11 protein-coding genes are annotated in these 11,007 nt (G+C 49.3%); 5 read left to right on the top strand and 6 right to left on the bottom strand.

The window, feature by feature from the left end; genetic code table 11:
* Window positions 1-58: 58 nt before the first annotated feature.
* The 6 genes from ACKFKF_RS18275 to argB all read right to left on the bottom strand — a co-directional run bounded on the left by ACKFKF_RS18275 (window position 59) and on the right by argB (window position 5,695).
* Window positions 59-412: a LapA family protein gene (locus ACKFKF_RS18275; RefSeq protein WP_446869012.1), complete on the bottom strand. Its 354-nt coding sequence runs from the start codon at window positions 410-412 to the stop codon at window positions 59-61.
* A 330-nt stretch (window positions 413-742) separates the two neighbouring features.
* Entirely contained in the window at window positions 743-1,840 is a 1,098-nt protein-coding gene (locus ACKFKF_RS18280) for an AI-2E family transporter (RefSeq protein ID WP_446869013.1), read from the bottom strand.
* Between the two features lie 105 nt (window positions 1,841-1,945).
* The gene (locus ACKFKF_RS18285; protein WP_446869014.1) at window positions 1,946-2,686 is read right to left on the bottom strand and encodes a DUF3153 domain-containing protein; all 741 of its coding nucleotides are present in this window, start codon (window positions 2,684-2,686) and stop codon (window positions 1,946-1,948) included.
* Between the two features lie 250 nt (window positions 2,687-2,936).
* Window positions 2,937-3,473: a hypothetical protein gene (locus ACKFKF_RS18290; RefSeq protein ID WP_446869015.1), complete on the bottom strand. Its 537-nt coding sequence runs from the start codon at window positions 3,471-3,473 to the stop codon at window positions 2,937-2,939.
* A 218-nt stretch (window positions 3,474-3,691) separates the two neighbouring features.
* Complete coding sequence (locus tag ACKFKF_RS18295; RefSeq protein WP_446869017.1) at window positions 3,692-4,729, bottom strand: alpha/beta hydrolase; 1,038 nt, start codon at window positions 4,727-4,729, stop codon at window positions 3,692-3,694.
* Window positions 4,730-4,801: 72 nt separating this feature from the next.
* The gene (gene argB / locus ACKFKF_RS18300) at window positions 4,802-5,695 is read right to left on the bottom strand and encodes an acetylglutamate kinase (protein ID WP_446856203.1); all 894 of its coding nucleotides are present in this window, start codon (window positions 5,693-5,695) and stop codon (window positions 4,802-4,804) included.
* 212 nt (window positions 5,696-5,907) lie between these two features.
* Between argB and ACKFKF_RS18305 the strand changes: the two genes are divergently transcribed.
* The 5 genes from ACKFKF_RS18305 to ACKFKF_RS18325 all read left to right on the top strand — a co-directional run.
* Window positions 5,908-6,468 (top strand): hypothetical protein, encoded by a 561-nt coding sequence (locus tag ACKFKF_RS18305; protein WP_446869019.1) that lies wholly within the window; start codon window positions 5,908-5,910, stop codon window positions 6,466-6,468.
* A gap of 217 nt (window positions 6,469-6,685) precedes the next feature.
* Window positions 6,686-7,801 (top strand): hypothetical protein, encoded by a 1,116-nt coding sequence (locus ACKFKF_RS18310; RefSeq protein ID WP_446869020.1) that lies wholly within the window; start codon window positions 6,686-6,688, stop codon window positions 7,799-7,801.
* Window positions 7,798-8,709, top strand: coding sequence for an AAA family ATPase (locus tag ACKFKF_RS18315; RefSeq protein ID WP_446869021.1), 912 nt, complete (start codon window positions 7,798-7,800; stop codon window positions 8,707-8,709). The genes ACKFKF_RS18310 and ACKFKF_RS18315 overlap by 4 nt, the downstream gene beginning before the upstream one ends.
* A gap of 4 nt (window positions 8,710-8,713) precedes the next feature.
* Window positions 8,714-10,096, top strand: coding sequence for a hypothetical protein (locus tag ACKFKF_RS18320; RefSeq protein ID WP_446869022.1), 1,383 nt, complete (start codon window positions 8,714-8,716; stop codon window positions 10,094-10,096).
* The coding region (locus ACKFKF_RS18325; RefSeq protein WP_446869023.1) for a hypothetical protein at window positions 10,093-11,007 on the top strand (915 nt) is incomplete at its 3' end. The genes ACKFKF_RS18320 and ACKFKF_RS18325, both read left to right, overlap by 4 nt.

Consider the following 11,007-nt stretch of genomic DNA (forward strand, 5'->3'; position numbering starts at 1 on the left):
CCTCATCCCTCATCCCTCATCCCTCATCCCTCATCCCTCATCCCTCATCCCTCACTCTCTACTGAGCAAAAACTTCCCTCGATTCGGCATCCTGAGCTTGGGGTAGTAGTCGTTGTTGTTCTTGAATTTCAGCTTTGTAGCGTTCGACATCTTGTTCTAGTTCTTGAATACGGTCTTCTCGGAGGTCAAGCTCTTTGCGACTGTCCATCATCCGTTGAATCTGACTCCAGACGCTAAACACCCAGGCCATGACGGCCCCGATGCCCATCGCCAAAATTAGCTCGATCGACAAAGGTGCCTGCACCTGCACACCCTCAACCACTCGAATCACAGCAGGTTCGGTGTTTTCAATGCCAAATAAAACCAGAGCCAAGCAGATCACAAAGATCAGCAAAAAATTGATTTGTCTCATCGGGTTGATTCTCCAATTACGCGGTTCTGTGTACCAACTTTTGGGAAATGGGTCGAGCAAGAAAATGCAGTTCAATTATGCAGTAGTCTGTGATTTTGTCTTGGAATTCGTTGCAAAAACGTAAGGAGTGAGCGGTGAGGAGTGAGGAGAAATGGGTAGGGGTTTTTTAGGCTGTTTTCACAAAAGAAATGATCAAACGTCGGGTGAGCAAGGCTGACATTAAGATCGAGACGCTACGGAGTTGAATTTTAGAAACTTTTTATATAGTGAAAATCTTTTTAACTGGACTAAAAGCTGGAAATTTGCCTGGGTTTGAGAACTGCCTGGAGGTTATTCGATCGGCGGATATTCAGTACGGATGACTTCGGTGACGACGATCGTGGGGGGTTTGACATTGCGAATGATGTCGATCGTGCCTTTGATGGTGCCAGCGACGGGGACGGCAACAAAAACACCCAAAAATCCGCCGATTTGTAGACCGATGAGCAGGGCGATAAAAATCCACAGGGGGTTGAGTCCGGTAAAGTCACCCATAATTTTGGGCGCTAACAGATTGTCTCGAACTTGTTGCAAAATGATGGCGGCGATCGCCACTTGAAAGGCTAACCAGACGCTCTGAAACATCACCAAAATCGTCACAATCCCAATCCCCAAGGCGGCACCAATAAAGGGAATTAATTCGGCGATGCCAACGATTAGCGCAAACAGCAGCGTAAAAGGAACTCTCAGCGCGAGAAAGATGGGAATCAGCCCGCCTGCCATAAACAGGGCTAAAAGAATCTGACTCAAAAAGAAATTGTGAAAATTAAGCCGCAGTGACTCGCTAAACGGAATGCCATATTTGGGCGGCAACAGGTTGATCAAACCTCGCCAGAGCCGAGCGCCATAGAGCAGCATATAGAACGCCAGCACGATGATCAAAATGGTGTCAATGATTCCAGAAACCGTCCCTAGAGCCAGTCCGAGCGCTTGAGGAGCGACTTCTTGAATTTGATTTTCGATCTGGGTACTGATGCGTCCGCCAAATCCTCTGAGGTCGATCGGCAGATTTCTCGTCTTTGCCCAAGCATCCCACGCCTCAAAATTTTGCCGACTCGCCTCTAGCCAACCTGGAATTTTTTCGAGCAGTTGGTTGACCTGGCTGATCAAAATCGGCACCAGCGTCACGCCCAAAATCCCCAAAATTGTCACCGTCGCCAGCAAAACCAACACAACGGCCCCAGTGCGACGAATGCGGGCCCGCTCAAAAAATTCGACAGGGTAATTGAGCAAAAAAGCCAAAATGGCCGAAATCACCAGCACCGTCACAGAATGCTCAAAATAGCGCAACACTTGACTAAGGAGCCACACATTGAGGGCGACGATCGGCCCACTCAAACCCAAGACCAGCAATCTGCGGAGCTGTAGCTCATCTGAACGGCGTGACATTCTTGCAAAGAGGTAGGGGGCGGAGAAACTGGAAGCATTAAAGGATTAAAGTCTGGCTTTCGCAATTCTGCACAGCTAGAGGGAGACAGTCAAAGGGAGAAGAATCTACGGAAACGAAGGCTGAGGCGGGTCGTTTCGTTTGAGATAGATTCCCCCGGCGACGAGTAGCCCAATCACAACAGCCCCAATTCCCAGCGGACTAGGCATCCAAAAGGTCGCTTCGAGATGATTTTTTTGACCTGGCTGGAGTGTCCAAATTAAGTGCTTGTCCGATCGCCGCACCTGAGTAGCCCCCACATTTCGAGCACGCCAGGGAGTTGTTAGATCAAACTCTAGTTCAATTAAAGAACCAGGACTGAGCAGCAAGGAGCCATCTGAAGATTGAACGCCGAGCGATCGTAGATCCAGGTCATAGATCAGCCGAGTTCTTTCTAAGAGAAGAAAGTTGCCTTGTTTGACCGTCAGATGAGAGTCAATTTTGGGCAGATCCACCGTTTTGGCGGAGCGTTTTTTACGGGTGTTTTTAAAGTCGGAGCTAAAAAATTCATTAAACTTTGCTTCTAATTCTTTACCGCTGCCAAAAGGAATCGTCACCCAAACTTCTTGATCAGACACACGGCGAATTTTGCCCTCAACTTTGCGCGCCCGATTTTCAACATCGTTTAGCCATGCCTGCCCGGTGGTCAGCCGCTCATCGAGACGAATCTGCTGCACGATCGCTCCTTGATTGGAACTGTCAAAATTTACACCCAAGTTGTAGCGCACACAGCCCGACAGCATCAGTGTTGAGAGCAGCACGATCCCAACGAGGCGAAACCATACCAAGACACGGGTTAGAGATGACATCACAAAAGCTTTTAGGTTGAGAGTTCTAAGCAGCATGACACAGGCGGATTGATATCACCTAACATCTAACCACTAATTGCTAGAAGGAGCGAGAGGCAATGGGACGATCGCTAGACTCTCTAAATCAACATCAATTTAGTCAAGTTTTTCGCGACCGGGATCTTCTGCCTCCAACTCCTCAATTCTGAGAAACTTCAAAATAACCTCAGTTCAATGGATGTTTTCCGCTGCATCTCTCAGCGAATTTATGTTAGCTCAACCACGCCAAGCCGCCTAGAATCAGTCCGATCGCGCCTAGTGCTACCCAGATAAACCGATTGTCTCTGGTGTCAACCTGACTTAAATCAACAGGTTCCGGGATGGTAAGACGGGGCTTTGAGGCAGGCTTGCGAGGCGTAGTTGGGGCAAATTTAGACACTCCCGAATTGTCAGGTGAACCGTTGTCTGGCAGTTTGGAGAGGTCAGGAATCTCGGTCAGCCATTCAGGACGGGTTCTCAACAAGGGCGCTTCGAGAATGTGGATCAGCCGTCTGGCTTGCTGACGAGTTTTGAGATCGGGGTGACGACTGATTTGACGGCAAAGATTGAGGGCTTCCGATCGCTGTCCGGCCGCTTCGTAGGCAGTGACTAACCAAATCTGCACTTCGCCTCCTAGCCGTGATCCTGACTCGACCAGGGCGCTGGCCCGTTCTAAATGCTGAACGGCTTTGCGGTAGTCGCCCCGCTCAAAGGTATTTTTGCCTGATTCATATTCAGTTTTGACCAGTTCTAAGCTCTCAGAAGTCACAGGTTTCTATCGTTTTAGGTGATCTGACTTCTGCATCCTAAAACATTCGAGCCGTTGAATTCCACACCTGCAAGGTAGACACGGACTAGCGTTAAGCCAGCAGTCCATCAAGCTTCGGTGTGGTCGATCGAGTGAGTCCTTCGTATGTAGGAATTTAGGGGCAACTGGAACTCATCGGCAAAGCGCATAATCTCATCAAATCGACGTGCTTTGAAGTTCTACTCGTCGCTCCAACTGGGGTTGCGTTTGATGACGATTTCTCGTTTATCGACCATTGTTAGCACCGTTGGCAGATCACGCGAAACTCGATCGCTCAGTCTCAACTGTCTCACCGCCTGATCAAACGTCTTGCCCTCGGTCATGGTGTAGGCAATGTCTTCGATTTCTGTCCAGGTGACGTTACTTTCGACAAAGGCTTTGGCCATGACATTTAGCAGGTTTTCCCACTTGTTGCCCTCCTCTTTAGTCATCATTGTGTGAGGAATGTTGAGCAACTGATCAAAGCAGTAATACCAGGATTTGGGCTGGCGCTTTAGCGTATTTTCGTAGAGCGTTTGGTGGTCAAGATTGCTGACGGCGCGATCGGCTTCGGTCGAAATAATGAACATGGGAGCTGAGGAGCTAGTTTTTGATCGCTGCAAAATTTCTTTTCCCATTTCCAAAAACACGCGCAGAGCAGGCACCTCAAACCCGCCGTAGCCGATCACTTTATCAGGAGGAGCCTCTGGTTTCCAGGAGAAATAAGTGCTAAACACATTTACCACCAGATCGATGACTTTGTTGCTGCTGCTGAGGTAAGGAGCAAACAACAGGGCGCGATCGAGTTGGTCAGATTTCTCTAAGGCCAACCAGGCCGCCATCGTCCCGCCCCCTGACAATCCTCCGACGACGACGCGATCGCCCAGCGTTTGAGCCTTTTGGAGCCAGGTGAGCGCAAATTGTTTGTAAACATCCGGCTCGTCTGGTAGAGGTGGCGGATTGTCTTTGCCCCAGTCGCCTGCTTTTCCATGACCTGGCAGCCGAGGAATAATCACGTTGTAGCCTGCGTTGTAGAACGTGCGCCCCATCGGTAAAAACTGGTAAGGAGCCGCCGTGAAGCCATGAAAAAACAGACAGACTTTGGGCGTGGGTGCGGAATGCATCAAAAATTGAGATCGACAGCCATTGTTGCGAACGGGCAGCTTGTCTTCGTAGGACTTGGTGGTTTGAGCGATCGTTTTAGCCGCTCTGTAAGCCTGAGTTGAAATTTTTGTCATAAAAGTAGACACCGGGGAATGAAAGGGGCGATCGTCTTTTTCTCCTTCCCATAGTGTCTTATGGTTCACTCATTACGCCATAAATTCTGAAGCAACCAGCATCGAGCCGATCCCCGCGTCGGTAAAAATTTCGAGTAGCAGCGCGTGGGGCAGCCGACCATCGACAATATGGGCCGCCCGGACTCCTTGAGCGAGCGATCGCACACAGCAACTCACTTTGGGAATCATGCCGCCCGATACCACGCCACTGTCAATCAATTTTCGCGCTTCTTGAATGTCGAGCTTGGGGATCAGAGTCGAAATATCCTTGTAGTCGCGCAAGATGCCAGCCGTGTCGGTCAGTAAGATTAATTTCTCAGCGCCCAACGCTGCCGCAATTTCTCCCGCTACCGTGTCCGCATTGATGTTGTAAGCCTGTCCAGTTTCGTCGGCTGCAACGCTAGAGACCACAGGAATGTGACCATTGCTAACCAACGTTTCTAAAATGCTGGTGTCTACGCTGGTGACTTCTCCCACAAATCCGATGCCTTCTTCGTCCGCAGGTCGCGCCTTAATCAGACTGGCATCTTTGCCACACAGCCCCACCGCCGATCCTCCGGCTTGATTGATCAACGAAACGATTTCTTTGTTAACGCGCCCCACGAGCACCATTTCAACCACATCCATCGTGGCGGCATCGGTGACGCGCAGACCGTTTTTAAATTGAGGCTCGATTCCCAACTTGTCTAGCCAGGAGTTGATTTCGGGCCCGCCCCCATGCACGACGATCGGGCGCAACCCTACACAAGCCATAAAGACGACATCGCGAATCACCTTCTCTTTGAGGGCGCTATCTTTCATCGCCGCACCCCCATATTTGACGACGATCGTCCGTCCTGCAAACTGTTGAATATAGGGCAGCGCCTCACTCAAAACACGCACTCGTGTGGCTTCGGCTTTCTCGAAATATTCGCTTTCGTTGAACATGGGCACTGAGGGCAAAAAGGTCACTCGGATGATCACTATTGCCAATTATGGAGTCTACAACTGTTACGCAGAAGACATTTTATGATCGATTTTTGGAAGAGGGCTTTCTTGCAAAATCCAACGGTCACACGCTTGAACTATCATATGGACAAGAAATAGGATTATCAATAGCACAGATTCTATAGAAATATGCTGCACCGGAGACCAACTAAATGTCTAGTGCAAATCTAATTCGGTTAGGCGGACTTGCAGCAATACTTGCAGGCATCCTGCGTGGAGTTGGATCGTTTGTACCCAGTGATGCCCCTAGTGTTGCGATCGCAATCCTTTACTTCTTGACTGATATCTTCATCCTATTTGGAATAATTGGTATATATGGATTTCAGCATCAGGAATCTAGATTATGGGGATTATTCGGATTCCTATTAGCAATCATTGGCATTGTAGTGATACGGACTGGAAGAATCTCTGGGGTCAGTCTATACCCGATCGGAGCAATGATATTTTCAGTAGGTTTGAGCTTGTCAGCAGTTGGTTCTTGGATGGCAAGAAAGCTCCCTCGCTGGGTCTGTGTTTTGTGGGTACTTTCGCCGATCGTAGGATTCATTGGCTACTTCATGCCAGGTCTCAGCCTATTGTTTGTCGTATCTGGGGTGATCTTTGGTATTGGTTTTGCCGGGGCAGGTATCAAGGTATGGTCAGTAACAAGCAAGCGGCCGTCCAGAAAACTTTCCATTTTCTTGACTGGTAGCAGGGCTATCGGTCAGTATTAGAATGGTTTCGCTGCGTCAGTAAAAAACAGTACAACCTAGTGCAAATTCAAGAAAGCTTCTTTGCAACAGGGTTTAGATCACACTTATCCCTAACCCTTCTCCCCAAGGAGAAGGATACTAGAGGTCTGGTTTCCTCTCAAGGAGAGGGAGGGGGAGAGGGCAGAGCGATGGCAAAAGAGGTCGATTAAATTTGTACTAGGAGTCGGTTAGTGAGCATATGACTTCCGTCCAAATCGCAACCCAGAGTAAATTAAGAAGATTAGAGCAAAGTTTCGAGCGGCTCCAGCGCGAGTGGGATTTGTGGAATGCCAATCTTGGTCAACTAGGAAGAGATTTGGCAACGGAGACTCGTTCAGACGAGAAGTTTAGGCTTGAACGACAAGTTCATGAGGGAAAATCTGCTCTAGACCGTTTAGAGGAGAGCATTGTTCAGGTAGAACAAGAAATTTCAGCTCTGTCCCATGCAATGGTAGAAAAACCACCTGCAACGGTCGATTCTGCTCTAAGGGAGAAGCTTTATATCCACTTACTTGCCTTAGATTTTCAAGAACAGCAACATTTTTTTGAGCAGGTATTCCAGACTGGACGAGATGTTGCCTTTTTGCTTCAAGGCGAAAGAGGTTATGGACAGGGTTGGTTGTTGAGACAATTATTAGAAATTATCAGCCAGGGTAGAGAGATCGAGCTGATCCAAATTCCCCTCGAAAGTAGCAGTCAAGAACTCACGCTTGAAGCCCTGTGGTACCGACTAGGTAAACGATTGTTTGATGGAGCTAACTTTACGCTCAGCTGTCGCGATCACATCGACCAGTTACGTCGGACTGTTGCTAGTGAGGTCGTTAGGCAACTTCAAGCTCAACAAATCGTTCTGGTCTTGAGTGATGTTGACTTCACATGCGACGAATTTCTAAATCGGCTAATTGTAGAGTTTTGGCAGCCCTTGGTGCGGGTAGTCCAGCAGAGTCAGGGTCACAATGATCGTTTTCCGCTTTTACTGTTTCTGGTGGATCGCGTAGGTCGCGTTAAAAACTGGAAAAAAGTGACGTTTATCGAGCAGCTTGACCAGACGTGGGAACCCAGTATTCCAGTCAAACTGCCGAAAATTAAACGCTTTACGAATAGGATACTGTTGGAATGGGTTAGGACGTATCTCAGTAGAGTGGCGCGTCGTGATGTGGCAGTTGCGCCCCCATATGAAAACGTTCAACGATTGTTGCAATCTAGTAGTAACGGTGTTCCAGGCGAGGTGCTTAGAGCAATTTATCACCTCTGTGGCTATGACGAATACGAGTGGGAAGAAGAGTTTGACCGCAAATGGAGGCTCAGAGGTTGAATCGCTTAAAGTACCAGGGAAACACATCAACTGCGCCACAAAGGGATGAACGTGGTCAGGTTTTGTATCCATATTTGCCCAGCAAGGAGTTGGTTGAGGCAGTCAATCTGGCAATTCTGCTAGAGCGTCCATTGCTGCTGAAGGGTGAACCGGGATGTGGCAAGACCCAATTGGCGCGTGCAGTCGCCTACGAATTAGGGTTAGCTTATGAAGTCTGGTGCGTCAAATCGACCAGTCGGGCGCGGGATGGCTTGTATACTTATGATGCAGTTGGACGGTTGCGGGATGCTCAACTAGCGGCTTCTGGTATTCAGGATGGGAGTGCTGAGCGAGCTAAAAATCCAGCCGCCTACGTGCGGTTTGAGGAATTGGGTCGGGCTTTTTTGAATGAAAAGCGCACCGTACTGTTGATTGATGAAATCGATAAGGCAGACATTGATTTTCCCAATGATTTGTTGCGAGAACTTGACGAACAACGGTTTAAAGTTGAGGAAACGGCGGATGAGTATCAGGCAAGACACCCACCCATTGTCTTCATTACCAGTAACGATGAGAAGGATTTGCCAGATGCCTTTCTGCGTCGGTGCCTGTTTCACTCCCTTAAATTTCCGGCGCGGGAACGGTTAATTGAGATTTTGAATGCTCGCTTTCCAAGGACATCGCCTGAGATTTTGGAAAAAGCGCTCGCTCGCTTCCTACAACTGCGGCAAGACATGGAACTTGACAAAGGTGCCGTAGGTAAGAAGGTCAGTACCAGTGAACTAATTGATTGGGTTAAAGCACTAAGTCCTAACATCGGGCATGATACCGAGGAAGAAGTGCTGAAAAAGCTGGGTGGTAAACTGCCCCATCATCATGTTTTGCTCAAGACTGTGGAAGACTGCGATCGTTATCTAGGGGAGGGTTAAGTCTATGAACGATATGCCCTTGCTCAACCTGTTCACCCAACTGCGTGATGCGGGTGTGCCCCTTGGACTTGAAGATTATGAAGCGGTGTTGCGGGCGATCAGGGCAGGCTATGGCATTGTAGACCAGGGAGCTTTAGCGCGTCTATGTCAAACATTGTGGATCAGGTCAGAGGATGATCAACGGCTGTTTGACTATTACTTCGAGCTTCTCACAGTTCCGCCTAATCAGCCACCTCTATTGACTCCCGTTGTGCCGGTTCAACCTATTCCACCCCAGAGGTTTCCCTGGAAATACCTGGCAATTGTCTTACTGTCGGGTGCGATCGCGATCGGGGGTGGTTTTGCAGCGAGCCAGGTTTGGCGAAAGTTTCCTGTGTCTGTATCGACAAACCAGCCAACCAGTTCTCCCAGCCCTGGTAGTTCGCCTCAACTGTCAGAAACCGCAAACCAGCCATTTCGACGATTGGAGACAACTGAGGTTCTGGTAGTGATCACAGGAGCTACTGCTTCGGCGGGACTAGTATTGCTTTCGATATGGCTGCTGCAATACCTGACAGATCGCTGGGTGCACGAGGGGAGATCTCGCCCCTGGTTTGCCACGAAAACGCCAGAGTTAGCGCTGGCTTCGGAGACGGTTCAGGGTAGTAGTCATGGGGTTTCGAGGGAGCAGATTGTGCTACGAGCCCAGATTGGAAAAAGCCAGATCAAGCGCCATCAAACACCAGTACCAGACGAGCTTTTCCCATTAACGCAGCGACAGATGAAGCAAAGTTGGCGATATTTGCGCTGTTTGGTGCAGGAGGGCACGGTCACAGAAGTGGATGTGCCTGCGACGGTCGATCAGATTGGGCGGCAGGGCATTTTTCTCAAGCCAGTGCTGGTTCCCAGACGAAAGAATCGCACTCAACTTTTGATTTTGCTCGATCAGGGCAGCTCTATGACACCGTTTCAGGCGCTTTCTACACGTTTGGTGGAAACTGCTCGACGGGGCGGACGCTTAGGTGAGGTGAGTGTGTTTCATTTTCGCAATTGCCCAACAGACTCACTCTACTGCGATTCTGCCCAAAGAGTGTTAGAGCCTTTGGATGCAGTCCTAGGAAGATTGAGTTCTAGACAGGTGGTCATCCTGATTGTTAGTGATGCTGGAGCAGCACGGGGTCGGTTTAATTTACAGCGAATTGACCAAACCGAGGAATTCTTAACTCAATTGAAGCAGCGAGTGCGATACATGGCATGGCTGAATCCAATGCCATATCAGCGATGGGTAGGCACAACGGCGGCAGAAATTGCTTACTTGGTGCCCATGTTTGAGATGAATCGGCAGGGATTAAATCGGGCAATCGCCGTGCTGCGAGGGCAGCCTATTGCCTCGGAGGCACGAAGATGACTCAGGCAATGCCGCTGACTATTGCACCTTTAGGAATCCCCACTCATCCGATCGAGGCTTTTCGACGACGGTTTGGTGATACTCACCTATTATTCGCGTGTCAGGCAGCGCTACCTATTGCGGTCACACCCGATTTGCTCTATCGCCTGCGGGTCAGATTTCAACGGGATGTCAACGGGGAACCGCTAGATATTCCTTGGATTGCCGTATCGGACTTGCTGCTTTCGGGTTTATTTCGGGAGGTAGATCAGGGGCTTTACGAGATGGATCGAGAGGTTCGGCGTGAACTGTTGAACCTGTTGCGATCCAATCCTCGGTTGGGACAACAGCGATTGCTGGGATTAGCAGACTTTCTGCTTGCCTACATTCAGCCAGATCTACAGAGCAGTGACCCGGATGTGAAGACTCTGGCACAGGCGCAAGAGTGGACAGCCTTTGCTTACCTGGAACCCGGACGGGCAATTCGCGGTCTTGCACTGGCAATCAAAAACGCCTATCAGCACAACCGAATTGATCTCGTCCGTCTAGCACATCTGGTAGAAACTCTGGAATCATCATTAGATGAAGTGTCAGAAGACTTTGAATTGCTATTGACATACGCCCGTGGCATGACAAACTTTATCCGAGGCGATGCAGAAGCCGCCAAGCAGGAGTTTGGTCAAATACGTAGACAGAAACTCCGAACGCAAGTTGGGGGTGAGGTTCTCCCTATTCCTGAATCCTTTAAATCGCGCGTTCCACGCATATGGCTACTGTGGTTGGGATCCTTGGTTCCCTTAACGGTTGGACTTTTGGTTTGGTGGCTGCTATCGCGGACAGCTAATCTGCCCATCACATCAATTACTTCACCATCACAACCTTCTTCAGTTACCCCTGTAGCTATTTCTCCAGCTCCAACTGTTCTCCAAACT

Source organism: Phormidesmis sp. 146-12 (assembly GCF_052939495.1).

Excerpts from the sequence above, each read along its gene's own strand:
- argB (WP_446856203.1), bottom strand. The coding sequence starts at position 5,695 with ATGTTCAACGAAAGCGAATATTTCGAGAAAGCCGAAGCCACACGAGTG.
- ACKFKF_RS18305 (WP_446869019.1), top strand. The coding sequence starts at position 5,908 with ATGTCTAGTGCAAATCTAATTCGGTTAGGCGGACTTGCAGCAATACTT.
- ACKFKF_RS18295 (WP_446869017.1), bottom strand. The coding sequence starts at position 4,729 with ATGACAAAAATTTCAACTCAGGCTTACAGAGCGGCTAAAACGATCGCT.
- ACKFKF_RS18275 (WP_446869012.1), bottom strand. The coding sequence starts at position 412 with ATGAGACAAATCAATTTTTTGCTGATCTTTGTGATCTGCTTGGCTCTG.
- ACKFKF_RS18320 (WP_446869022.1), top strand. The coding sequence starts at position 8,714 with ATGAACGATATGCCCTTGCTCAACCTGTTCACCCAACTGCGTGATGCG.
- ACKFKF_RS18310 (WP_446869020.1), top strand. The coding sequence starts at position 6,686 with ATGACTTCCGTCCAAATCGCAACCCAGAGTAAATTAAGAAGATTAGAG.
- ACKFKF_RS18280 (WP_446869013.1), bottom strand. The coding sequence starts at position 1,840 with ATGTCACGCCGTTCAGATGAGCTACAGCTCCGCAGATTGCTGGTCTTG.
- ACKFKF_RS18285 (WP_446869014.1), bottom strand. The coding sequence starts at position 2,686 with ATGTCATCTCTAACCCGTGTCTTGGTATGGTTTCGCCTCGTTGGGATC.